Origin of the sequence: Tabrizicola sp. TH137 (assembly GCF_002855575.1) — a bacterium.
In the GTDB taxonomy this organism is placed as follows: Bacteria; Pseudomonadota; Alphaproteobacteria; order Rhodobacterales; family Rhodobacteraceae; genus Paragemmobacter.
Window position 1 is genome coordinate 223,668 of sequence record NZ_PKRQ01000003.1, and the last position, 22,117, is coordinate 245,784.

Sequence of the window (22,117 nt, forward strand, 5' to 3'; positions counted from 1 at the left end):
GAGACATGCAGATCGACGCGCATCAGCATTTCTGGCACCCCGCGCGGGGGGATTACGGCTGGATGCCGAAGGATGACCCGGTGCTGTCGCGGCCCTATGGCCCGGCGGAGCTGTGGCCGCAGATGCAGGCGGTGGGGGTGCAGGGGACGATCCTCGTGCAGGCCGCGCCGACGGTGACGGAAACGGAATACATGCTGGGGATCGCGGATGCGACGCCCTGGGTTCTGGGCGTGGTGGGCTGGGTGGATTTCGAGCGTCCCGCCGATCTGGCCGAGATGCGGCGGCTGGCGGGCCATCCGAAGATGAAGGGCCTGCGCCCGATGATCCAGGACATCCCCGATGATGGCTGGATGCTGCGCGAGGAGGTGCAATGGGCCTTTCGCGCCATGAGCGATCTGGGTCTGCGTTTTGACGCGCTGGGCTTTCCGCGCCATCTGGCCCCGTTCCTGACGATCCTGAAGCGCTATCCGACGCTACAGGTCGTGGTGGACCATTGCATGAAGCCGCAGATCCGGGAGAAGTCGGAGGCGCATTTCCGCTTCTGGGCCGAGGGCATGAACCGGATCGCCGGGGAGACGGCGGCGGTGGTGAAATTCTCGGCCCTGATCACCGAAGCGCAGGCCGATTGGACGGTGGAGGACCTGCGCCCTTACGTTGACCATGTCTTCGCCGTCTTCGGGCCGGAGCGGGTGATGTGGGGGTCGGACTGGCCGGTATGCCGCCTGCGCGGGGAATATGCCGATTGGCGGCGGGCGGCGCTGAGCCTGACCGAGGGGCTGACGGATGTGGACCGCGCGCTGATCTATGGCGGGAATGCGGTGGGGTTCTACGGCTTGTGAAGCGGAGCGCCGCGCGAAGGGCGCGGCGCAAGCCTTTTGCCTCGCCCGCGCGGCTGCGCCGCTTCGGCTCAGGCCGGGGGTTTCACACCCCCGGACCCCCGTGGAGTGTTTTGCCCAAGATGAAGTGGGAAGGATTTACGTAAATTACGTAATTCAGGCGCCGTAGAGGGCGGTGGCGATGCGGCGGGTGGCGGTGGCGGCATCCTGCCGCGCCATGGCGGCGGCGAGGATCGGGTCGTCGCGCAGGCCTGCGGCCACGTGGCGGAGGCGTTCGGTCAGGGCGAGGTTGGCGCGGGATTCCTCGACCGGGTCCATGCCGCCGTGATCGGGGAAAGTGTCGAAATAGATCACCCCGTCATAGCCGAGCCGGTCGAGCACCCAGAAGAGTTCGACCGTCTGGAGGGGATGGACGGTGCCTGCGATCAGGCCGTCGTCGCGTTTGGCATAGCCGTCGTTCAGGTGGACGCCCATGATCCGGCAATGGCGGGCGGCGAGGGTGGCGGATTTCGCCGGCATCTCGCCCGCGAAGAGCATGTGGCAGAAATCCAGCGTGACGCCGAGATTGGGGCGCGCGAGATCGCGGATGGCATGCAGCGTCGTGGCCATGTCGGGCAGGACGGACCAGGACCGCGGTTCGTTGGGCTTGTATTCGATGGAGATGTCGAGGGCGGGGTTGTGGTCGCAGATCTCGGCCAATCCGGCGAGCGTGTCGTCCCACATGCGGGCATAATCGCCCTGAAAGCTGTAATCGAACCCGTCCTGGCCGAGCCAGACGGTCATCACCGTGCCACCCATCTGCGCCAGCGCATCGAGGCCGCGCTTCGTGATGTCGATGGCGGCGCGGCGGACGGTTTCGTCGGGATGGGTGAAGGCGCCGAGGCGGAAGCCGGGATCGGTGTAGTAGCGCATGGCGAGGCCGTTCAGGGCCATACCGTTTTGTTGCAATATTTCGGCCAGTTCACCCGGGGTGTGATGGTCGAAATGGTCGGGAAAGTTCAAGTCTGCGGCGTTCAGCCCGCCCACCTGCCCGGCTTTTCGAAGCAGGTCGGCCACCGTATCGCCCTTGCGCTTGAAGGCATTCAGGCGCGTCGCGTAGCGCGGGCGGTTCGGAAGGGTCATCTGGGGTGCCTTTCAGGCCGGATCGAAGAGATCGGGCCGGTCGCGTTCGAGCGGTTCGAGATAGGTGATCAACTGCCGCAAATGCGCGCGGGTGGCAAGGCGTGCGGCTTCCGGATCGCGGGCCTCGAGCGCGGCGAGGATGGCGCGGTGTTCCTCCAGCGTGGCGGCGATGCGGCCGGGGACAGGCAGGATCAACTGCCGCGCGCGGTTGACATGGAGCCATGCCGTTTCGCTGACCTGCGCCAGCTTGCGGAAGCCGGTGAAGGAGAGGAGGAGTTCATGCATCCGGGCATCCTGCTGATAGAAGCCCGGCACGTCGCCATCGGCGATGAGGGCGGCCTGCACGGTGATGTTGCGGCGGAGCTGGGTGAGCTGATCCTCGGTGATCGTCTCGGCCACGCGTTCGATGGCGGCGACTTCTATGGCCTCGCGCAGGAAGGCGCCTTCGCGGATTTCCTCCATCGAGAAGCGGGCGACGAAGGTGCCCGCCTGCGGGACGACATCGACAAGGCCTTCTGCGGCCAGCCGGGCCACGGCATCGGCGACGGGGCTGCGCGACACGCCGAGCGCTTCGCAGATCTCGGGTTTGCGGAGGATTTCGCCGGGGCGGTAGGCGAGCGACAGGATCGCCTCGCGCAGGGTCTGATAGACGCGCTGGCCGAGGGAGCCGGTGAAACGGTCCAGAGGCGCGAGGCGCGCTTCGGAAGGCACTTGTGAAGGAGCTTCGGGGGGCTGTAACATGCTAACATGTTAGACATGTGCGGCCCCCTGTCAAGGAAGGGCTGGAGGGGGAGCGATGGCGGAAACGGGCGGCGTGATCCGGTTGCACGGGGCGGATAATGTGGTGATCGCGCTGGCCGATCTGGGCAAGGGGGCGGTGGTCGAAGGCGTGGCGCTGCCGGGGGCGGTGCCGCGCGGACACAAGATCGCGGCGCGGGCCATTGCGCGGGGCGAGAACGTGCTGCGCTATGGCCAGATCATCGGTCAGGCGACGGAGGAGATCGCGGCGGGGGCGCATGTGCATTCCCACAATCTGGGGATGGCGCCGCATACGGACGATTATGCCATCGGGTCGGAATGCCGCCCCCTGCCCCCGCTGCAACCGTTAGACTTCATGGGCTACCACCGCGCCGACGGGCAGGTGGGGACGCGGAACTACATCGGCATCCTGACGAGCGTGAACTGTTCGGGGTCGGTGGCGCGCTTCATCGCGGAGGCGGCGGAGAAGGACCCGGTGCTGAATGCCATGCCGAATGTCGATGGGATCGTGCCCATCGTGCATCAGACGGGCTGCGGCATGTCGGGGACGAATGAGGGGTATCAGACCCTGATGCGGACGCTGAAGGGCTATGCGCGCAACGCGAATTTCGGGGGTATCCTGCTGGTGGGGCTGGGCTGCGAGGTGATGCAGGTGCCGGACCTTGTGGGTCAGGGGCGGCTGCGGCCGGACGGGAATTTCCGCTACATGACGATTCAGGGCACGGGCGGGACGCGGGCGACGATTGCCAAGTCGCTGGAAATCCTGCGGGAAATGGCAGCGGTGGCGTCGAAGGTGGAGCGGCGGCCGGCGCCGGTGTCGAAGCTGGTGATCGGGCTGCAATGCGGGGGATCGGATGGCTATTCCGGGATCACGGCGAACCCGGCGCTTGGCCATGCGTCGGATCTGCTGGTGAGGATGGGGGGGACGACGATCCTGTCGGAGACGCCCGAAATCTATGGGGCGGAACATCTGCTGACCCGGCGCGCGGTCAAGGCCGAGGTGGGGGAGAAGCTTCTGGAGCGCATCCGCTGGTGGGAGGATTACACCGCCCGGAACGAGGGCGAGATGGACAACAATCCGAGCCCCGGCAACAAGAAGGGCGGGTTGACGACGATCCTTGAAAAGTCGCTGGGGGCGGTGGCGAAGGGCGGGACGGCGCCGCTGGCCGGGGTGTATAAATTCGCGGAACCCATTGATACCAATGGCTTTGTCTATATGGACAGCCCCGGATATGACCCCTGTTCGGTGACCGGGCAAATCGCATCGGGGGCGACGATGATCGTCTTCACCACGGGGCGGGGGTCGGTGTCCGGCTACAAGCCAAGCCCTTGCATCAAGCTGGCGACGAATTCCGAGATGTATGCGCGGATGTCCGAGGATATGGACATCAATTGCGGGGATATCCTGACCGAAGGGGTGAGCATCGAGGCCAAGGGGGAGGAGATCCTGGCCCGGATCGTCGAGGTGGCCTCGGGGCGGAAGACGCTGTCGGAGGAGCTGGGTTTCGGCGGGGCGGAATTCGTGCCGTGGCAGATCGGGGCGGTGATGTGAGACGTGCCGCAGTCTGTGCCGCAAACTGTGCCGCAAACTGTGGCCACGCGGCGGGCGGCGGGTTGACGGCGCGTTAAGGTTAACGCGGGGCGGGTTGGCCGGCTTCCCAAAGAGGGGTTGGCCGCGCGCTATAGGCTTGGCGGTGCCTGACCGGAAGCGCTTCGGTGGGTGAAGGCCGGCGGCATGGCGGAAGCGGTTCGGCGGGCGGGGGGCCGAGTGGCGAGCCTCCGGGTAGCCGTCCTTGCAGCCTGGCCTTGCCGTTTGGCGGTGATTTCTTCAGGCGGCGTTAAGGTTAACGCGGTGCCCGATGGAAATGCAGCGCGTTGGAGGGTGCGCGTGGAAGGGTGAGTGCGGGCGGGTGAGTGCGAGCGGGTGAGTGCGAGCGGGTGAGTGCGAGCGGGTGAGTGCGAGCGGGTGAGTGCGAGCGGGTGAGTGCGAGCGGGTGAGTGCGAGCGGGTGATCAAGTGGAGCGCGCCCCCCTACCGGGGGACGCGCAAGCCTTTGGGTCGCGGGCCGCGCGGGGCGCGCGTCCCGCTCCGCGTCAAGGGGCGTGCCGCCCCCTCTGTCCGCTGCGCGGCCATTCACCCCCTGCGAGTACTTTCGCCAAGATGAAGGGGGAAGGCTTTGGTCTTCATCTTGGCCCAAATACTCAAAACGCACCGCCTGCGCCGGGTGGGCGGTCAGGCAAGGAGGGCGGTGATCTCGGCCACCGCCTGTTCCACCAGATCGGGGCGGGCGCGGGATTCGACATTGAGGCGGAGGAGCGGTTCGGTGTTCGAGCCGCGCAGGTTCATCCGCCATGTGCCGAAATCGAGCGAGAGGCCATCGGTCAGGTCGCGGCTTTCGGCGCGCGGGGCATAGGTCGCGTCGATGCGGGCGATGGCGGCGGGGACGTCGGCGACGCGGAAGTTGATCTCGCCCGAGGAGGGGAAAGCGGCGCGGCGGTCGGCCAGAAGGGCGGCGAAGGGCTGGCCCGTCCGGCCGATGAGTTCGGCCAGCAGGAGCCAGGGGATCATGCCGCTGTCGCAGGCGTAGAAGTCGCGGAAGTAGTGATGGGCCGACATTTCGCCGCCATAGACGGCGCCGGTGTCGCGCAGGGCCTGTTTGAGGAAGGCGTGACCCGTGCGCGCCATCACGGCGCGGCCCCCGGCGCGGGCGATGGCGGCCTGCGTCGCGAGGATCACGCGGGGGTCGTGGATGATGGTGGCGCCCGGTTCCTTGGCGCAGAAGACTTCGGCCAGCAGGCCCACGACATATTCGCCGGGGACGAAGCGACCCTCGTGATCGAAGAAGAAGCAGCGGTCGAAATCGCCGTCGAAGGCCACGCCCAGATCGGCCTTGGCGGCGATCACCGCCTGTGCCGTGGCGGGCTGGTTTTCGGGCAGGAGCGGGTTGGGGATGCCGTTGGGAAAGCTGCCATCGGGCGCGTGGTGCATCCGGGTGAAGCGGAGGGGGGCGCCCCTGGCCTGCAAGGCTGCGGCCAGCGCGTCGAAGGTTGGGCCTGCCGCGCCGTTCCCGCAATTGACGAGGATGTGGAGGGGGCGCAGCGCCGCGATATCCACGAAGGACAGGACGCGGTCCACGTAAGGGATGCGGGTGGCGCTGGCATCGGTGACCTTGCCGCCGGGGCGCGCGAGGGCGAAGCCTTCCGTTTCGGCAAGCGCCCGGATCGCGGCCATGGCGGTGGCGGGGTCGAGGGGGGCGGCCCCGGCCTGCACCAGTTTCATCCCGTTGTAATCCATCGGGTTGTGCGAGGCGGTGACGCAGATGCCGCCATCCGCGCCGAGATGGCCGGTGGCGAAATAGACCTCTTCGGTGCCGCAGAGCCCGAGGTCGAGCACCTCGGCCCCCGTCTGCATCAACCCTTCGGCGACGGCAGAGGCGAGGCTTTCGGACGAGGCGCGGATGTCGCGGCCCAGCACGACGCGGCGGGCGCCCAGCACCTGCCCGAAGGCGCGGCCGATGCGGCGGGCGATATCGGGATCAAGGTCGATGCCAAGGCGGCCGCGGATGTCATAGGCCTTGAAGCAGGTCAGCGGTGCGGTCATCGGCGGCCTCCTCTTGCGCGACGGGGGGGTGGTAGCAGGCTGCGGGAGGGACGGGAAGGGGGCGATATCCTGAGTGAAAGAATCGGCTTTACAATTCCGACTGTTTCAATAAGGTAATCGGAAGACGCTCAGCCAGACCCTGTGGTCAGCCCGGTGCCCCTTTCCCCTTGCCCAGAGAGAGCCGGTCCCATGATCCGATCCCCGTTCCCTGCCCTGCCCCCCGCGCCCGAGGCGCAGCATGCCGCCCGTCCCGAGGCGGGCGAATGGCTGCGGCTTGCCGTCAGCGACTGGTTGCCGATGAGCGCCGGCCTTGCGCTTGAGACCTTGTTCGACCGGGTGGAGGGGCGGGCATGACGCTGCATTCCGATCCCCGCCGCCTGACCCTTGCCGGGACGGCGCTGCGCCCTGCCCCGGCGGGCGATGTGCGCCTTGCCCCGGCCCTGCCCCGGTCGGCGCTGGAGGCGGCCCCGCTGCATGATGCGCGGGTGCTGACGAAAGGGGGCGTGCAGGCGCGGATCGCGCTGGATGGGCAGGTCTATGCGCTGCGCATCACGCGGGCGGGCAAGCTGATCCTGACGAAGTAACGGCTGCGGTGACGCCGCCGTGGCACCGCCGTGACAGGGCGGGGATGGCGGTGTAAGGGTCGGGCATGAGCGATCCTTCCCCCCTGCCCTCTTCGTCTGGGCCCCCGTCTTCGCTGCCCGATGCGCCCGCGCTGGCGCTGTGGCGCGGGGTGACCTGGGCGCTGGCGCCTTTTGCGCCGCTGCTGCTGCGCTGGCGGCGGGGGCGGGGCAAGGAGGATGAGGCGCGCTGGCGCGAGAAGCTGGGCGTGGCGGGGGCGGCGCGGCCTGCGGGCGAGGTGATCTGGCTGCATGCGGTGAGCGTGGGCGAAGGGCTGTCGGTGCTGCCGCTGGTCAAGGCGCTGCGCGCGGGGCGGGCGGGGGCGACGGTCCTGCTGACCTGCGGGACGGTGACGGCGGCGCGGCTGCTGGCGGAGCGGGTGCCGGAGGGGGTGATCCTGCAATTCCTGCCGCTGGACCTGCCCGGCCCGGTGCGGCGGTTTCTGGACCATTGGCGGCCGGATGTGGCGGTGCTGGTGGAAAGCGAGTTCTGGCCCCGGCTGATGCGGGCGGTGGTGGCGCGGGGCGTGCCGCTGGTTCTGGCCAATGCGCGCATATCCGATCGGTCGGCGGCACGCTGGAGCCGGGCGCGGGGGGTGGCGCGGGCGCTGCTGGGGCATTTCACGGTGATCGGGGCGCCGGATGCGGCGATGGCGGCGCGGCTGGTGTCGCTGGGGGCGGATCCGGGGCGGGTGCGGGTGCTGGGCACGCTAAAGCGGGCGGCGGAGCCTTTGGCGGTGGATGAGGGCGAGCGGGCGCGGCTGGCGGCGGTCTTCGGGGAGGCGCCTTTGTGGCTGGCAGCCTCGACCCATGCGGGGGAGGAGGAGGCGGTGGCGGCGGCGCAGCTTGCCCTGCGCGCGGCGGTGCCGGGGGCGCGGCTGATCCTTGCGCCACGCCATCCGGCGCGGGCGGAGGCGGTGGCAGAGGTGATGCGGGCGGCGGGGCTGACGGTGGCGCGGCGGTCGCTGGGGGAAGGGCCGGAGGGGGCGGAGGTCTATCTGGCCGATACGCTGGGCGAGATGGGGCTGTGGTTCGCGCTGGCCCCGGTCAGTTTTCTGGGCGGGTCGCTGGTGGCGGATGTGGGGGGGCATAATGCCTATGAACCCGCGGTGATGGGATCGGCGATCCTGCATGGGCCGGGGGTGGGGAATTTCGCCGACCTTTACGCGCGGCTGGGCGCGGCGGGCGGGGCGGCCGAGGTGGCCGATGGCGCGGCGCTGGCGCAGGCGGTGGCGGGGCTGTGGGAGGACCCGGCGCGGCGCGGGGCGATGGTTCATGCCGCGCGCGGGGTGTTGGAGGCCGAGGCGGATGGGGTGGCGGCGACGGCGGGGATGATCCTGTCCTGCCTGGCCCTGCGGGGCGCGCCTCAGTAGAGGCGGTTCGACATCTTCCAGCGGCGGTGGGTCCAGAGCCACTGGTCCATATGGGTGCGGACCTGGGCTTCGAGGCTGTCGTTCAGGGCCTGGGTCATCTCTTCTGCGGTGGAATGGGGGATCGGCGCCTCGATCCGCAGGTCGAAGCCGCCATCGGGGCGGCGCAGGCCGTAGGTGGGCAGGACCAGCGCATCGTAGCGCAGCGCCATTTCGGCGGGTGAGAGGGAGGTGAGCGCAGGCTGGCCGAAGAAGGAGAGCATCGCCCCGTCCCCCATCGACTGATCCAGCACCACGCCGACCATGCCGCCGCCTTTCAGGAAGCGGATCATCTCGGCCAGGCCCTTGCGCCCGCGCGGGAAGAGCGGCGTGCCGATGCGCGAGATGGCGGCGACGTAATGTTCGTTGAAGAAGGCATTGTCCATCGGGCGGTAGAGGCCGCCCACCCGGTAGCCGCGCGCGATGAGGCCGCCGCGGATGGCGTCGTAATTGCCCAGATGGCCGGTGACGAGGAGGACGGGCCGGCCCGTGCGATGCGCCTCTTCCAGCGCGGGGACGCCGGGGCCTTGCAGCGGTTCGCGCGCCACGCGGGCGACGAAATCGGGGCCGGAATAGAGTTCGGCCAGGGTGCGGCCGATGCTGCGCGGCACCGCGCGTTCGAGGCGGCGGCGTTCGGCGTCGGGCAGGTCGGGGCGGACGAGGGCGAGGTTGTCGCGGATGCGGCGGCGCCAGCCTGCGAGCGGGGCCACCACATGGGCGATGAGGGCGGCGGCGAGGCGGCGGCGGGACTCGAAGGGCAGGCGCAGGACAAGCCAGAGCGCGGCCCGGATCATCCGATCGGTGAGCCAGTCGGCCAGCCTTTTTCCCCTGCTCTGGATCAGCGCCATTTCCGGTTCCGCATGGCGGGGGCGGCGGCCCCCGGACCGGGGCGAGATATAGCCGCGCCCTTGCCGCGCCACAACCCGCAGGGGACGGGGCCCGGCGGGCGCGGCGCGTTGACAGGGCATCGGAAGCGCGGTCTATGAGGCCAGCCCCGCAGGCGGGGCCGGAGCAGCAGGCAGGACAGGCGGATGACGGATCAGGCGCCCGAAGTTTACGTGACCAATTTCAACAAGCGGTTCACCGGTGTCTCTTCGACCCTGCGGGCGGTGATGCAGCAGCATATGGGGCGCTATCGCAGCGTGCTGGTCGGGGTGGGGCTGCCGGGTCTGCCTGAACCGATCACCAAGCGCGCGGCGCTGCGGCTGGCGCGGCAGAAGCCGGAGGGGCGGCCCTTCGCGATCTGGCATGTGCGGCGGAATACCGAGATGCAGCTTGCCATCCTGGCGCGCGACGTGCTGCGGCTGCCGATCCGGACGGTCTTTACCTCGGCCGCGAAGCATCGGCATTCGGCCTGGCCGCGCTTTCTGATTTCGCGCATGGACCGGATCATCGCGACGAGCGACGAGGCGGCGCGCTGCGTGGGGCGGCATGATGCGGTGATCCCGCATGGGGTGGATACGCGGCGTTTCTGCCCGCCGGAAGATCGGGCCGCGGAATGGGCGAAGACAGGCTTTCCGGGGACTTACGGGATCGTGACGGTGGGGCGCATCCGGCCCTCAAAGGGAAGTGACATCTTCGTCAAGGCGATGATCCGGGCGCTGCCCGATCTGCCGGGGGCTGTGGCGGTGCTGGTGGGGCTGGCCAAGCCCGAAGATCAGGGTTTTCTGGCCAAGATGAAGGCCGAGATCGCAGCGGCGGGGATGGAAGGGCGCATCTTCTTTTCGGGCAGCATTTCGGATGAGGCGCTGCTGACGATCCTGAAAGGGTCGCGGCTTCTCTGCGCGACGCCGCGCTATGAGCCCTTCGGGGTGACGCCGCTGGAAGGGATGGCCTGCGGCCTGCCCATCGTGGCGACGGCGACGGGGCATTTCGCGGAATGCGTGGGCGATCCGGGGAACCCGGAAGAGGCGGGGCGGATCGTGCCGCTGGAAGATGTGGCGGCGGTGGCCGAGGGCGTGCGCTGGGCGCTGGGCGATGCGGCGAATTGGGCGGCGCTGTCGGCGCGCGCAAGGGCGCGGGCGGAACGCATCTTCAGCATCGAGGGCGAGGCGGCGGGGATCGCCGCGATCTATGAGGCGCTCTGGGCGCGGGGCTAGGCTGCGGGGTGGTGCGTGCAAGCACGCACCCTACCCTTTCGCGCCCTGGCCCCGTGCATAGACATCCTCATAGCGGATGATGTCATCCTCGCCGAGATAGCTGCCGGTCTGCACCTCGATCAGGATCATCGGCACCTTGCCGGGGTTTTCCATCCGGTGTTTCGCCCCCAGCGGGATATAGACGCTTTCATTCTCGGTCACGAGGCGGACGCTGTCATCCACCGTCACCCGGGCGGTGCCGGTGACGACGATCCAGTGTTCCGACCGGTGCATATGCGATTGCAGCGAGAGTGCGGCGCCGGGTTTGACCACGATGCGCTTGACCTGAAAGCGGTCGGAGAGCGCCAGCGTTTCGAACCAGCCCCAGGGGCGGTGGTCGCGGGGGAAATGTTCGGCCTGTTTCGCGCCCTTGGCCTGAAGCACCTCGACCGCCTTCTTCACCTCCTGCGCGCGGGATTTGTGGGCCACGAGGACGGCGTCAGGGGTGGCGATGGCGATGATGCCCTCCAGCCCGATGCCGACGAGTTCCACGCGGTCATCCTCGGAGCGCAGGAGGGTATCGGTGCAGCCGATGGCGGTGGCGGCCCCGCCCAGCGCATTGCCCTGCGCGTCATGCGGCATTTCGGCGGCGACGGCATCCCAGCCGCCGAGATCTGACCAGCCCGCGCCGAAAGGCACGGCGACGAGGTTGGAACTGCGTTCCATCACGGCATAGTCGATGGAGATCGCCTCGGCGCCCGACCATGGCTCGGGCGCGAGGCGGAGGAAGCCCAGATCGGCCTGCGCCTTGTCCACCGCGGCAGTGACCGGGGGCAGGAGGGCGGGCGCGTGTTCGGTGAAGGCGGCCAGGATGGTGCGGGCGGTGAAGAGGAAGATGCCCGCATTCCACAGGTAGTTGCCGGCGGCGAGCATCGCCTCGGCCTTGTCGCGGGGCGGTTTCTCGACGAAGCGGGTGAGGGCGATGGCCTGCCCGTCCTGCGCGGGGGCGGAGAGTTCCAGCCAGCCATAGCCGGTTTCGGCGCGGGTGGGGCGGATGCCGAAGGTGACGATGCGGCCCGCGCGGGCGGCGGGCAGGCCCGCCATGACGGCGGCGCGGAAGGCGGCGGCATCGGGGACGACGTGATCGGAGGGGGCGACGAGCATCACCGCCTCGGGGTCGGTTCTGGCGAGGTGGAGGGCGGCGGCCAGCACGGCGGGGGCGGTGTTGCGCGCCGAGGGTTCGATCAGGACCGGGCCGGGATCGACGCCCGCGGCGAGAAGCTGTTCGGTGACGATGAAACGGTAATCCGATCCGGTGATGATGAGGGGGGGCGCGAAATCCGGCCCCGACAGGCGGCGGGCCGAGGCCTGGAACAGGCTTTCCGCGCCGATCAGGCGGGTGAATTGCTTGGGGAAGCTTTTCCGCGAGAGTGGCCAGAGGCGGGTGCCGGAGCCGCCGCAGAGCAGGACGGGATGGATCATCGGGATATTCTCGAACCGTTCGGGTGGTGCCATGGTTGGCAGGTTCGCGCAGCGGTGGCAACCTTTGCCGCCGCGCGACGGCGCGGGTCAGCCGGCCAGCGTGACATCGAGGAAGAGCATGACCACGAGGCCGACGGAAAGGCCCAGCGTGGCGCGGTTCTGATGGCCGGAGCGGTGGGTTTCGGGGATGATCTCGTGGCTGATGACATAGAGCATCGCCCCCGCCGCGAAGGCCAGCCCCCAGGGCAGAAGCGCGGAAGAGAGCGTGACGATGCTGGCGCCGAGGAGGCCGCCGATGGGTTCGACGAGCCCGGTCAGGGCGGCGACAGCCCAGGCGCGGCGGCCGGAATAGCCCTCGCCGCGCAAGGCGACGGCCACGGCCAGGCCTTCGGGAAGGTTCTGGAGGCCGATCCCCAGTCCGAGGGGCAGACCGCCCTGGAGGCCGCCCTGGCCGAAGCCCACCCCGACGGCAAGCCCTTCGGGCAGGTTGTGGATGGTGATGGCGATGACGAAGAGCCAGACCCGGCGCAGGCGGGGGGCCATGGGGCCTTCGGGACCGGCGGCGAAATGTTCATGGGGCAGCGCCTCGTTCAGCGCGGCGATGCAGCCCATCCCCATCAGCAGCGCGAGGCAGACGATCAGCGCCGGGATGGCGCGGCCCTCATGGGTGATGCCGGCCTGTGCCAGCGCGGGAATGATGAGCGAGAAGAAGGCCGCCGCCAGCATGACCCCGGCGGCAAAGCCGAGCAGCATGTCGCGGGTGGCGGCGGAAGGCACCCGCGCGCGCAGCACGGGCAACGCGCCAAGTGCCGTCATGCTGCCTGCGGCAAGACTGCCCAGCAGGCCGAGAAGGAGGGGGGATAGCGTGTCCAAGGGCGCCCGTCTTGTGACCTTTAATCATAGTTATTCGCAGAAGCCTGTGTTTGAAAAGCGGCCAGCGCGGGGCAAAGCTGGTGCGGTGGCACCTCTGCAACCGGCTTTGCCGCGCGGTGCCGTCTTCGGCGGGGCGGGGCGGGATGTCACCGCGCAGCAACATGGCGCGTGGATGGGGCGGCTGCGCAAGAAAATTTCGCATCCGGGGCGAAGCATCCCTTTGCAAGTCAGGTTTCAGTTCCCATCTGGCCATGACGAAAAAGGTGGTCGCCGCGGGGACCGCAGGTGAGGGGGTCCGGCGGCGCGCGTCGCGCGGCGGGTCGCCTTGTCGGCTGTGACATGCGCGGCACGAGTTCAGCGGGGGAAGCATGATGCAGTTGGAAGGGTTTGTCCGGTGGGCCGAGGGGCTGAACCGGATTGTCGGAAATGTGGTGTCCTGGATGGCGCTGGGGACGGTCCTCGTCTGCTTTGCGACCGTCTATACGCGCTATGCCCTGAACACGAATTTCACCTGGTTGCAGGACCTTTATGTCTGGCAGCACGCGGCGGTGATCGTGCTGGGCGCGGGCTATACGATGGTGATCGGCGGCTTCGTGCGGGTGGACATCTTCTATTCCAAATGGACCCCGCGCGGGCGGGCGCTGTCGGACCTGATCCAGACGGTGATCTTCCTGCTGCCTTTTGTGGCGGTCTGCGCCTGGGCCTTCTGGATCATGGTGCAGAATTCCTGGGCCGCCGATGAGGCCTCGCCCAATCCCGGCGGGTTGCAGAATTACTGGATCCTGAAGGGAACGCTGTTGGCCTTCGTCGCGCTGGTGCTGTTGCAGGCGGCGGCGATGGTGGCGCGGTCGATCCTTGTTCTGCGCGGGCGCGAGGAATTCGCCCCGGCCGCCAGCAGCCACTGAGCGGGGGGCATGATGGATTCCATGGTTCTGGGCCAGATTCTGGCCGGGCTGTTCTTCCTTGCCATCCTTGGCACGCTGATGTTCGGCTATCTGGTGGCCTTCGCCCTGGGCGGGCTTTCGATCCTTTTCGCGGTGATCGGCTGGATGGTCGGAGCGTTCGACATGAACCTTCTGTCGTCGCTGGCCACCCGGTTCTTCGGGGTGATCACGAACCCGGTTCTGATCGCCGTGCCGCTGTTCGTCTTCATGGGCGTGGTGCTGGAGAAATCGCGCATTGCCGAAGTGCTGCTGACCACGATGGGGCAGTTGTTCGGGACGCTGCGCGGGGGGCTTGGCTTTTCGGTGGTGATCGTGGGCACGCTGCTTGCCGCGTCAACCGGGGTGGTGGGGGCGACGGTCGTGACCATGGGCCTGCTGTCGCTGCCTGCGATGATGCGGGCGGGCTATGATCCGCGCATCGCGACGGGGGTGATCTGCGCGGCGGGCACGCTGGGCCAGATCATCCCGCCTTCGACCGTGCTGATCTTCGTGGCCGACATCCTGCAAGGCGCGAATGCGGCGGCGCAGATGGAGCTGGGGAATTTCGCGCCCGACACGATCTCGGTCGGTGATCTGTTCGCCGGGGCCTTCTTTCCCGGGATGGCGTTGGCCTTCCTTTACGGCCTCTACATCGCCTTCCGCGCCTTCATGAACCCGGCCGCCTGCCCTGCCCTGCCGATGACGGCGGAGGAAAAGCGCGGTCTGGGCCGCCGGGCCGTGGTGGCGCTGGTGCCGCCGATGGCGCTGATCATCGCGGTGCTGGGGTCGATCATCGCGGGCGTGGCGACACCGACGGAGAGCGCGTCGGTCGGATCGCTGGGCGCGATCTTCCTGATGATCGTGAAGATGCTGGCCGACCATCACCTGGATGACGGGTCGGGCAATGCCGAGGTTCTGGAAAAGCGGTTGATGACCTTCTGGCTGGGGTTCCTGGCCGTGCTGGTGGCGGTGGGCTTCTTTGGCGGGGCCTTCGGCCTGCTGACGCTGCTGATCGTGGCGGTGGCGGTGGGGTCTGTTGCCGTGCTGATGACGGGGGCGCTGCGCGCGCGCTTTGTCGAGGTGATCCGCGACACGAACAAATCGACCATGTCGATCACCTCGATGATCTTTATCATCCTGCTGGGGGCGACGGCCTTCGCGCTGGTCTTCACGCGGATGGGCGGGGGCGAGCTGGTGCAGGGGATGCTGGAGGACATGCCGGGCGGGCAGCTCGGCGCGCTGATCGTGGTGATGGCGATCATGTTCGTGCTGGGCTTCTTCCTTGATACCTTCGAGATCGTTTTCATCGTGGTGCCGATCACCGCGCCGATCCTTCTGATGATGGGGCTGGACCCGATCCTTCTGGGGGTGCTGATCGGGATCAACTTGCAGACCTCTTTCCTGACGCCGCCTTTCGGGTTTTCGCTGTTTTACCTGCGGGGGGTGGCGCCGAAGTCGATTTCGACGGGGACGATTTATCGCGGGGTGATCCCCTTCGTGATCATCCAGCTTGCGATGCTGGTCGTGGTTTACATGTTCCCCAAGACGGTGACCTGGCTGCCGGATTACCTGTTCCGGTCGCCCCCGGCTGTGGTGGCCCCGGCGGAGCCTGCGGCCGAGCAAAGCGGGGCCGAGAGCGATGCGGGCGGCGGGGCCTTCGATCTGGATGGCGGCACGCCGGAGGGGGAAGGCGGCGGTGCCTTCGACCTTGACGGTGGCGCACCGGAGGGTGAGGGCGGCGGCGGCGGTGCCTTTGACCTCGACGGTGGTGCGCCGGAGAGCGAGGGCGGCGGTGGCGGGGCCTTTGACCTGGACGGTGGCGCGCCGGAGACGGAGGGGGGCGGCGGTGGCGCCTTTGACCTGGACGGTGGTGCGCCGGAGACAGAGGGGGGCGGCTGACGCCCCCCTGCCCAGAGCGCCACAGGAAAAGGCCCGCTGCGATGCCTGGCGCATGCCGTCCGGCAGAGGATGCGAGTGTCCGCGCGACAGGCGCGGACACCGGGGTCGCCTCTTGTATCGCACCGACACGTCATCTACTTTGTTAGTGCATATGTCCTGTTGGGGGAGATAGGGATGAGCAATTTGACCATTCGGATGGACCCACAGGAAAAGCTCGCATTGGCGGCATGGGCCGAGATGAAGGGCGAAAGCGTCACCGAGTATATCAAGAGGCTCATCGCAAGCGACATGGCAGCGGGCAGCCCGCAAGCGCGCGCCGCGGCCTGGTATCGGGAAAATGCCTCTGCCCTTTCGGACGAGGCGCAGGTGATTGAGAGGGATGGGGTTCCCGGCTCTCATCTGGCCATGAACTATCCGGGACGGAATGAATAAGTTCGACGTCCTCGACATCGACCGTGCCTTGTATGTCGTTGTTCAGGCAGAGCATTTGCTTGAGATCAACACGATCATCGTCGCTCCGATCCGACCGGCAGGGCTTTTTCCGGCGTTGCGCCAGCTTACCGTGGACGTGGATATCAAGGGCGTCACATGGCGGGTGTTGAGCCATATGCCGCTGACTTTGGATGCGCGCCTGGTGCGACATCGCATCCCCGTCCATCGCCTGTCTGATGAGGAAGGGGCGAGGGTGATGGACGGTCTGAACGCGGTCTTGTGGGGTCTGTAGACGGGATCGCGCCCGCAACAGTCGGTGGCAATTCTGATGGGCTGCATCTGGCAATGCTGCGGGTCTTTCCCCTTGGCGACTTCGGGACGGGGAAGGGATCTTGGTCGGAAGCGGAGAGGAGGCGAGGGCGCGGGCCGCCCGCGCGCCCTGCCCGGCTGGCGGACTGTACAAAAGGAAAGGCCCGCAGCGGGGCTGCGGACCTTTCTTATCCTCGATCAGAGGAATCGGTCAGGTCGCGGCGGGGAAGGTGAATTCCAGCGTCCGTGCGTTCAGGAAGGCCTGCTCGTTGAAGCGGAGGGTGCGCATCGTCATGGCGCGCGAGGCGAGGTAGGACTGCCAGACCCGCTTGGTCAGGTCATCGCCGGTATCCATCGATTCCTGCACCAACTCGCCCGCCGCATTGCCGAGGCCCTGAAGCACCTCGTTCGGGAGGCGCATGAACTGCACGCCATGGTCATTCGCCAGCGTGGCCATCGCCTCGCCCGAGCGGATGTCATATTCTGCCTTCATGTCGATATAGCCTTCGGCGCAGGCCGAGCGGATGACCTGTTGCAGGTCTTCCGGCAGTTCCTGGAACTTGGCCTTGTTGACCATGAGCTGCACCGCGCCGCCCGGTTCCTGGATGCCGGGGCCGTAGCAGAACTTGGCCACCTGATGGAAGCCGAGGGCGAGGTCGTTGAGCGGGCCGATGAATTCCGCCGCGTCGATCGCGCCGGATTGCAGACCGGCGAAAATCTCGCCCGCCGGCATGACGACGGCGGACCCGCCGACCTTCTTGATGAGTTCCCCGCCAAGGCCGGGAATGCGCATCTTCAGGCCGTTGAAGTCCTGCATCGAGGTGATTTCTTTCTTGAACCACCCGAAGGACTGGCAGGCCGTCTGGCCGGCCGGGAAGGAGACGATGCCGAACTGATCGTTCAGTTCATCCCACAACTCCTGCCCGCCGCCGAAGCGGAACCAGGCGAGTTGTTCATCGGCGGTCATGCCGAACGGGACGGCGAAGAAGATGGAGAAGGCCGGATGCTTGCCCGAATGGTAGAAGGAGGCGTCATGCCCCATTTCGGCGGTGCCATCCATGACGGCATCCATGCACTGGAGCGCGGGGACGAGTTCACCGGCTGCGAAGGGGGTGATCTTCAGCCGCCCGCCCGAAGCGCGGGTGATGCGTTCGGCCAGACGTTCAGCCCCTGCGCCGACGCCCGGCAGGTTCTTCGGCCATGAGTGCACCATGCGCCATTCAAAGACGGTCTGCGCGATGGCGGGGGCTGCGAGGGTCGTGGCGGCCGCGGCGGCGGCGACCCCGAGGGTGGAATTCCTGAGAAACTGGCGTCTCTCCATTATGTGCTCTCTCCCTGTTGGGTTGCTGTCGTCGTTTCTGCCCCCTGGCCGGGCGCGGCAGAGGACACCGCCCGGTTCAGGCGGCAGCAGGGATGTGGAGAGCATGCGCAAGGATTTGAAGATGTGCGCGCAATTTTATTTCACATTCAAGAAAGCATTTGTTTTATTGTTTCGCCCCGGATCGGGTGGGTCGGGCGGGCATGGCGCTGCGGATCGCCCGCCTGGCAGCGGCCGGTGAGTTTGCACCAGGCCTCGAATTGCGAAACGAAGACCCGGCCCGAGAGATGGGCAAGGAAATCGGTCCGGCGCAGGCGATCCATCACCGGACCCTTCACCTCGGACAGGTGCAGGGTCACGCCCATGTCGCGCAGGCGATGATCGAGGCTTTCGAGTGTTTCGAGCGCGCTGAGGTCGATCTCGTTCACTGCCGAACACATCAGGACGACATGGCGCAGCGCGCCGTCTCCCGGCACGCGGGTCAGGATCAGGTCTTCCAGATGGCGGGTATTGGCGAAGTAGAGGCTTTCATCCACGCGCAGGGTGAGGATGGCGGGATCGGTCTGCACCGCGAAGCGGTGGATGTTGCGGAAATGCTCGGTCCCCGGAACAAGGCCGACTTCGGCGACATGGGGGCGCGAGGTGCGGAAGAGGTGGAGAAGCAGCGAGAGGAGGACGCCCGCAGAGATGCCCGCCTCTACCCCGGCGAGGAGGGTGACGGCCATGGTGGCGGCGACGGCGGCGAAATCGGCGCGGGAATAGGCAAAGGCGCGGCTGAGGATCGACAGGTCCACGAGGGAGAGCACGGCGAGGATGATGGTCGCGGCGAGCGTGGCCTTGGGCAGGAAGGCGATGAGCGGGGTAAGGGTGAGGGCGGCCAGCGTGAGGCCAAGGGCGGTGAAGGCCCCGGCGGCGGGGGTTTCGGCCCCGGCGTCGAAATTGACGACGGAGCGGGCGAAGCCGCCCGTGACGGGAAAGCCGCCGGTGACGGAGGCGCCCAGATTGGCCGCGCCGAGGGCGATGAGTTCCTGGTCGGGGTCGATCCGCTGGCGCCGCTTTGCGGCCAGCGTCCGGCCGACCGAGACGGATTCGACGAAGCCGATGAGCGCGATGAGGGCGGCGGGAAGCAGGAGGTCGCGCAAAAGCGCGGGGGCGAAGCTGGGCAGGGTGAAGGGCGGCAGGCTTTGCGGCACGGCCCCCACCACGGCGACGCCCCGCGCGGTGAGGTCAAGGCCCCAGACGGCAAGGCTGCCGCCCGCAATGGCCAGCACGGGGCCTGATTTGGTGAGGAGATCGGCCATGCGGGGGGCGAGGCCCGCCCGCAGGAGAAGGGGTTTCATCCCCTTGCGGACCCAGAAGAGGAAGGCGAGGCTGGCCGCGCCGATGGCCAGGGTGGGCAGGTTGATCTGCCCGGCCTGACGGGCAAGCGAGGCAAGCTGTTCGGCAAGGCCATGCCCTTCGGCCTTGAGCCCTGTCAGCGCGCCGATCTGGCTGACCGCGATCAGAAGGCCCGAGGCGGAGATGAACCCCGCGACGACGGGATGGGAGAGGAAATTGGCGAGGAAGCCCAGCCGCAGCACCCCCATCAGAAGAAGGATCGCGCCGGAGAGGAAGGCCAGCGTGAGCGCGGCCACGGCATAGCCCGCCGTGCCCGCCTCGGCCACCTGCGCGATGCTGGCCGCCGTCATCAGCGACACCACCGCGACAGGCCCCACCGCCAGCACGCGCGAGGTGCCGAAGAGCGTGTAGAGCAGCAGCGGCAGGATGGAGGCGTAAAGCCCCGCCTCGGGCGGCAGGCCCGCCAGCAGGGCATAGGCGAGCGATTGCGGGATGAGCATGACGGTGACGATCACCGCCGCCAGCAGGTCGCTGCCCAGGGTGGCGCGGTCGTAGCGCCGCCCCCAGTCGAGGATCGGCAGCCAGCGGGCAAGGGGGGCGCGGGTCATGGCCTGCGCCCCTTCAGAGACCGTTGACCGGCACCTTGAGCATAGGGCGGCCCGAGGCATCGGTCGGGATCTCGCCCGCGCGCATGTTGACCTGCAAGGAGGGAATGATGAGTTTCGGCATGGCGAGCGAGGCATCGCGTTCGGTGCGGAAGCGGATGAACTCTTCCCGCGTGCGGCCCTGGCCGACATGGATGTTATGGGCCTTCTCTTCGGCGACCGTGGTTTCCCAGGCGATGTCGCGGCCATTGGGGCCGTAGTCGTGGCACATGAAGAGGCGTGTCTCGTCGGGCAGTGCCAGCACCTTCTGGATGCTGTCGTAGAGTTCGCCCGCATCGCCGCCGGGGAAATCGGCGCGGGCGGAGCCGCCATCGGGCATGAAGAGCGTATCGCCCACGAAGGCCGCATCGCCGATGACATGGGTCATGCAGGCGGGGGTATGGCCGGGGGTGTGGATCGCGCGGGCGGTGAGGCCGCCGATGGCATAGGTGTCGCCATCCTTGAAGAGCGCATCGAACTGCGATCCGTCGCGCTGGAATTCGGTGCCTTCGTTGAAGATCTTGCCGAAGGTTTCCTGAACCTCGGTGATCTTTTCGCCGATGCCGATCCTACCGCCGAGTTTCGCCTGGATATAGGGCGCGGCGGAGAGGTGGTCGGCATGGACATGGGTTTCGATCAGCCAGTCGAGGCGCCAGCCACGGGCGGTGATGAAGGCGATGATCTCGTCGGCATGGTCATAGGTGATCCGCCCGGCCGCATAGTCGATGTCCATGACGGAATCGATCACAGCGCAGGCATCGGAGGCGGGATCGCGGACGACATAGCTGATGGTGTTGGTGGCGGGGTCGAAGAAGCCGTGCACCTCGGGCCGGGGGGAGAGGGAATGGGACGACATGAGAGACCTCCTGCTTCTGCCGCCCCCATATATTCACTTTATAGAATATCTCAAGACGGCTGCGCCCTGCCCTGCCGCAGGGCCGCGCCGAGATCGGCGGCGGCGCGGGTGACGGCGGCGACGAGCATGGCGCGGTCGGGCGAGTTCAGCCGCTGTTCGGGGGCGGCGAGGCTGAGCGCGGCGATGACATGGCCTTCGGCATCCAGCACGGGCGCGGCGAGGCAGCCGGCATGTTCGTTTGTCTCGCCGATCTCGACCGCATGGCCCTGGGCGCGGAAGGTGCGGATCTGGGCCATGAGGCGATCCACGTCGGTTTCGGCGCGTCCGGTGGGGGATGGGGCGACGGTGGCGGAGAGGAGCCGCCGCAGGGCGGCATCGTCGAGGTCGGAGACGAGGAGCCGCCCCGCAGCCGCCCAGTTGACCGGCACGCGGGAGCCGGTGTTGGAGATGATGCGGACGGCGCGGAAGCCTTCCTGTTTCAGCAGCACATGCATCAAGGGGCCGTCCATGGCGGAAAGCTGCACGGTTTCGCCGGTCTCGTCGCGCAGGGCCTGCACGATGCGGGTGCCTTCGCGCAGGATATCCACCTGCGCGCGGTAGCCCTGCCCGAGTTCGTGCAGCAGATGGCCCAGCGCGAAGCGGGTGCCATCCACGGGGGTCAGCAGGCCTTCGTCCAGCATGGCATGGACAAGGTCATAGGCGGTGGATTTGGGGATCGACAGGGTGCTGGCCATCTCGGCCACGGTCAGCGCCTCGCCCCGGCTGCGGATCAGGGACAGCATCCCCACCGCCCGGCGCAGGCTGCGGGCGCCCGATCCCGTGGGTTCCGGCCTCGGGCGGGACAGGGGTTCGGGCCGGTTCATCAATAGGTCGCCCGGCCGCCCGACAGGTCGAAGACCGCGCCGGTGGTGAAGCTGTTCTCGGCGGAGGCGAGCCAGAGGATCATGGCGGCGGCCTCTTCGACCTTCAGAAACCGGCCGCGCGGGATCTTGGACAGCATGTAGTCGATATGTTCCTGCTTCATCTGGTCGAAGATGCGGGTGCGGGCGGCGGCGGGGGTGACGCAGTTCACGCCGATATTCTCGCCCGCATGTTCCTTGCCCAGCGATTTCGTCAGGGCGATGACCCCGGCCTTCGACGCGGAATAGGCGGCGGCGTTGGGATTGCCCTCTTTCCCGGCGATGGAGGCGATGGTGATGACGCGGCCATAGCCCTGCGCCTGCATCTGCGGGATGAGCGCGCGGCAGCAGTTGAAGGTGCCGGTCAGGTTGATGTCGAGGATGCGCCGCCATTCGGCCGGGTCATAGGCCACGACCGGCCCGTTGGAGCCTGCAATGCCCGCCGAGGTGACGAGGATCGCGGCAGGGCCAAGCGCGGCCTCGGTCGCGGCGGCGGCGCGGGCCGTGGCCTCGGTATCGGAGACGTCGAGTGCGATGGCATGGCCGCCCAGACGGGCCGCCTCGGCCTCGGCCAATGGGCCGTCCATGTCCCAGATCGCCACTTTCGCCCCCGCCTGTGCCAGACGTTCGGCGACGGCGAGGCCGATGCCCTGCGCCCCCCCGGTGACCACCGCGACGCGCCCCGCAAGACCCATGCCGTCCATCCGTCCCCCTCCGCGC

General features: G+C 67.9%; 21 protein-coding genes. 10 read left to right on the top strand and 11 right to left on the bottom strand.

The features are described 5' to 3' along the window. The first annotated feature begins 5 nt into the window (after positions 1 to 5). The gene (locus C0V75_RS10985; RefSeq protein WP_101920985.1) at positions 6 to 839 is read left to right on the top strand and encodes an amidohydrolase; all 834 of its coding nucleotides are present in this window, start codon (positions 6 to 8) and stop codon (positions 837 to 839) included. Positions 840 to 992: 153 nt separating this feature from the next. Here the strand turns inward: C0V75_RS10985 and C0V75_RS10990 are convergent, their stop codons facing one another. Then, the gene (locus tag C0V75_RS10990; protein ID WP_101920986.1) at positions 993 to 1,958 is read right to left on the bottom strand and encodes a sugar phosphate isomerase/epimerase family protein; all 966 of its coding nucleotides are present in this window, start codon (positions 1,956 to 1,958) and stop codon (positions 993 to 995) included. 12 nt (positions 1,959 to 1,970) lie between these two features. After that, on the bottom strand, positions 1,971 to 2,699 hold the full coding sequence (locus C0V75_RS10995; RefSeq protein WP_101920987.1) for a GntR family transcriptional regulator: 729 nt from the start codon (positions 2,697 to 2,699) through the stop codon (positions 1,971 to 1,973). A 55-nt stretch (positions 2,700 to 2,754) separates the two neighbouring features. Between C0V75_RS10995 and C0V75_RS11000 the strand changes: the two genes are divergently transcribed. Next, entirely contained in the window at positions 2,755 to 4,269 is a 1,515-nt protein-coding gene (locus C0V75_RS11000) for a UxaA family hydrolase (protein ID WP_101920988.1), read from the top strand. A gap of 680 nt (positions 4,270 to 4,949) precedes the next feature. Here the strand turns inward: C0V75_RS11000 and C0V75_RS11005 are convergent. Beyond that, positions 4,950 to 6,317 carry a phosphomannomutase gene (locus C0V75_RS11005; protein ID WP_101920989.1) on the bottom strand — a complete coding sequence of 456 codons (1,368 nt, stop codon included), beginning with the start codon at positions 6,315 to 6,317 and terminating at the stop codon, positions 4,950 to 4,952. 189 nt (positions 6,318 to 6,506) lie between these two features. Here C0V75_RS11005 and C0V75_RS22960 point away from each other — a divergent pair, with 189 nt between their 5' ends. From C0V75_RS22960 to C0V75_RS24075, 3 genes are all read left to right on the top strand, one after another. Then, positions 6,507 to 6,671: a hypothetical protein gene (locus C0V75_RS22960; RefSeq protein ID WP_158241827.1), complete on the top strand. Its 165-nt coding sequence runs from the start codon at positions 6,507 to 6,509 to the stop codon at positions 6,669 to 6,671. An 86-nt stretch (positions 6,672 to 6,757) separates the two neighbouring features. Continuing rightward, on the top strand, positions 6,758 to 6,901 hold the full coding sequence (hemP, locus tag C0V75_RS23580) for a hemin uptake protein HemP (protein ID WP_371410684.1): 144 nt from the start codon (positions 6,758 to 6,760) through the stop codon (positions 6,899 to 6,901). A gap of 65 nt (positions 6,902 to 6,966) precedes the next feature. Then, the gene (locus C0V75_RS24075) at positions 6,967 to 8,310 is read left to right on the top strand and encodes a 3-deoxy-D-manno-octulosonic acid transferase (RefSeq protein WP_101920991.1); all 1,344 of its coding nucleotides are present in this window, start codon (positions 6,967 to 6,969) and stop codon (positions 8,308 to 8,310) included. On the opposite strand, the gene C0V75_RS11020 is transcribed toward C0V75_RS24075, so the two are convergent. Beyond that, positions 8,304 to 9,194: a lysophospholipid acyltransferase family protein gene (locus tag C0V75_RS11020; RefSeq protein ID WP_101921287.1), complete on the bottom strand. Its 891-nt coding sequence runs from the start codon at positions 9,192 to 9,194 to the stop codon at positions 8,304 to 8,306. The two genes, C0V75_RS24075 and C0V75_RS11020, sit on opposite strands and share 7 nt — an antisense overlap. Before the next feature lie 183 nt (positions 9,195 to 9,377). On the opposite strand from C0V75_RS11020, the gene C0V75_RS11025 reads away from it, so the two are divergent. Beyond that, positions 9,378 to 10,445, top strand: coding sequence for a glycosyltransferase family 4 protein (locus C0V75_RS11025; protein ID WP_101920992.1), 1,068 nt, complete (start codon positions 9,378 to 9,380; stop codon positions 10,443 to 10,445). Between the two features lie 30 nt (positions 10,446 to 10,475). Here C0V75_RS11025 and C0V75_RS11030 read toward each other — a convergent pair whose 3' ends face one another. Together C0V75_RS11030 and C0V75_RS11035 are read right to left on the bottom strand one after the other, a co-directional pair. Continuing rightward, positions 10,476 to 11,906, bottom strand: a complete 1,431-nt coding sequence (locus C0V75_RS11030) for a mannose-1-phosphate guanylyltransferase/mannose-6-phosphate isomerase (RefSeq protein WP_101921288.1) — start codon at positions 11,904 to 11,906, stop codon at positions 10,476 to 10,478. Between the two features lie 87 nt (positions 11,907 to 11,993). After that, positions 11,994 to 12,779 carry a ZIP family metal transporter gene (locus C0V75_RS11035; RefSeq protein WP_101920993.1) on the bottom strand — a complete coding sequence of 262 codons (786 nt, stop codon included), beginning with the start codon at positions 12,777 to 12,779 and terminating at the stop codon, positions 11,994 to 11,996. Positions 12,780 to 13,147: 368 nt separating this feature from the next. On the opposite strand from C0V75_RS11035, the gene C0V75_RS11040 reads away from it, so the two are divergent. The 4 genes from C0V75_RS11040 (at position 13,148) to C0V75_RS11055 (ending at position 16,325) form a co-directional block, all read left to right on the top strand. Beyond that, the gene (locus C0V75_RS11040) at positions 13,148 to 13,684 is read left to right on the top strand and encodes a TRAP transporter small permease subunit (protein ID WP_101920994.1); all 537 of its coding nucleotides are present in this window, start codon (positions 13,148 to 13,150) and stop codon (positions 13,682 to 13,684) included. A gap of 9 nt (positions 13,685 to 13,693) precedes the next feature. Then, a complete protein-coding gene (locus tag C0V75_RS11045) occupies positions 13,694 to 15,601 on the top strand; it encodes a TRAP transporter large permease subunit (protein WP_371410679.1) in 1,908 nt (635 codons plus the stop codon). Positions 15,602 to 15,775: 174 nt separating this feature from the next. Beyond that, complete coding sequence (locus tag C0V75_RS11050) at positions 15,776 to 16,033, top strand: hypothetical protein (RefSeq protein WP_143710409.1); 258 nt, start codon at positions 15,776 to 15,778, stop codon at positions 16,031 to 16,033. Then, positions 16,026 to 16,325, top strand: coding sequence for a CcdB family protein (locus C0V75_RS11055; protein WP_101920996.1), 300 nt, complete (start codon positions 16,026 to 16,028; stop codon positions 16,323 to 16,325). The genes C0V75_RS11050 and C0V75_RS11055 overlap by 8 nt, the downstream gene beginning before the upstream one ends. 228 nt (positions 16,326 to 16,553) lie before the next feature. Here C0V75_RS11055 and C0V75_RS11060 read toward each other — a convergent pair whose 3' ends face one another. The 5 genes from C0V75_RS11060 to C0V75_RS11080 all read right to left on the bottom strand — a co-directional run bounded on the left by C0V75_RS11060 (position 16,554) and on the right by C0V75_RS11080 (position 22,101). Further along, positions 16,554 to 17,663, bottom strand: coding sequence for a TRAP transporter substrate-binding protein (locus C0V75_RS11060; protein ID WP_101920997.1), 1,110 nt, complete (start codon positions 17,661 to 17,663; stop codon positions 16,554 to 16,556). Between the two features lie 146 nt (positions 17,664 to 17,809). Then, positions 17,810 to 19,606, bottom strand: coding sequence for a SulP family inorganic anion transporter (locus tag C0V75_RS11065; RefSeq protein WP_101920998.1), 1,797 nt, complete (start codon positions 19,604 to 19,606; stop codon positions 17,810 to 17,812). Positions 19,607 to 19,619: 13 nt separating this feature from the next. Next, the gene (locus tag C0V75_RS11070) at positions 19,620 to 20,498 is read right to left on the bottom strand and encodes an MBL fold metallo-hydrolase (RefSeq protein ID WP_101920999.1); all 879 of its coding nucleotides are present in this window, start codon (positions 20,496 to 20,498) and stop codon (positions 19,620 to 19,622) included. A gap of 50 nt (positions 20,499 to 20,548) precedes the next feature. Beyond that, positions 20,549 to 21,361: an IclR family transcriptional regulator gene (locus C0V75_RS11075; RefSeq protein ID WP_101921000.1), complete on the bottom strand. Its 813-nt coding sequence runs from the start codon at positions 21,359 to 21,361 to the stop codon at positions 20,549 to 20,551. Further along, positions 21,361 to 22,101, bottom strand: coding sequence for an SDR family NAD(P)-dependent oxidoreductase (locus C0V75_RS11080; RefSeq protein ID WP_101921001.1), 741 nt, complete (start codon positions 22,099 to 22,101; stop codon positions 21,361 to 21,363). Before C0V75_RS11080 ends, C0V75_RS11075 begins: the two co-directional genes overlap by 1 nt. Positions 22,102 to 22,117 lie beyond the last annotated feature (16 nt).

Excerpts from the sequence above, each read along its gene's own strand:
- C0V75_RS10985 (WP_101920985.1), top strand. The coding sequence starts at position 6 with ATGCAGATCGACGCGCATCAGCATTTCTGGCACCCCGCGCGGGGGGAT.
- C0V75_RS11065 (WP_101920998.1), bottom strand. The coding sequence starts at position 19,606 with ATGACCCGCGCCCCCCTTGCCCGCTGGCTGCCGATCCTCGACTGGGGG.
- C0V75_RS11005 (WP_101920989.1), bottom strand. The coding sequence starts at position 6,317 with ATGACCGCACCGCTGACCTGCTTCAAGGCCTATGACATCCGCGGCCGC.
- C0V75_RS11050 (WP_143710409.1), top strand. The coding sequence starts at position 15,776 with ATGAGCAATTTGACCATTCGGATGGACCCACAGGAAAAGCTCGCATTG.
- C0V75_RS11020 (WP_101921287.1), bottom strand. The coding sequence starts at position 9,194 with ATGGCGCTGATCCAGAGCAGGGGAAAAAGGCTGGCCGACTGGCTCACC.
- C0V75_RS11030 (WP_101921288.1), bottom strand. The coding sequence starts at position 11,906 with ATGATCCATCCCGTCCTGCTCTGCGGCGGCTCCGGCACCCGCCTCTGG.
- C0V75_RS11045 (WP_371410679.1), top strand. The coding sequence starts at position 13,694 with ATGATGGATTCCATGGTTCTGGGCCAGATTCTGGCCGGGCTGTTCTTC.
- C0V75_RS11055 (WP_101920996.1), top strand. The coding sequence starts at position 16,026 with ATGAATAAGTTCGACGTCCTCGACATCGACCGTGCCTTGTATGTCGTT.
- C0V75_RS22960 (WP_158241827.1), top strand. The coding sequence starts at position 6,507 with ATGATCCGATCCCCGTTCCCTGCCCTGCCCCCCGCGCCCGAGGCGCAG.
- C0V75_RS10995 (WP_101920987.1), bottom strand. The coding sequence starts at position 2,699 with ATGTTACAGCCCCCCGAAGCTCCTTCACAAGTGCCTTCCGAAGCGCGC.
- C0V75_RS11070 (WP_101920999.1), bottom strand. The coding sequence starts at position 20,498 with ATGTCGTCCCATTCCCTCTCCCCCCGGCCCGAGGTGCACGGCTTCTTC.
- C0V75_RS10990 (WP_101920986.1), bottom strand. The coding sequence starts at position 1,958 with ATGACCCTTCCGAACCGCCCGCGCTACGCGACGCGCCTGAATGCCTTC.
- C0V75_RS11025 (WP_101920992.1), top strand. The coding sequence starts at position 9,378 with ATGACGGATCAGGCGCCCGAAGTTTACGTGACCAATTTCAACAAGCGG.
- C0V75_RS11040 (WP_101920994.1), top strand. The coding sequence starts at position 13,148 with ATGATGCAGTTGGAAGGGTTTGTCCGGTGGGCCGAGGGGCTGAACCGG.
- C0V75_RS11000 (WP_101920988.1), top strand. The coding sequence starts at position 2,755 with ATGGCGGAAACGGGCGGCGTGATCCGGTTGCACGGGGCGGATAATGTG.
- C0V75_RS24075 (WP_101920991.1), top strand. The coding sequence starts at position 6,967 with ATGAGCGATCCTTCCCCCCTGCCCTCTTCGTCTGGGCCCCCGTCTTCG.
- C0V75_RS11060 (WP_101920997.1), bottom strand. The coding sequence starts at position 17,663 with ATGGAGAGACGCCAGTTTCTCAGGAATTCCACCCTCGGGGTCGCCGCC.
- C0V75_RS11080 (WP_101921001.1), bottom strand. The coding sequence starts at position 22,101 with ATGGACGGCATGGGTCTTGCGGGGCGCGTCGCGGTGGTCACCGGGGGG.
- C0V75_RS11075 (WP_101921000.1), bottom strand. The coding sequence starts at position 21,361 with ATGAACCGGCCCGAACCCCTGTCCCGCCCGAGGCCGGAACCCACGGGA.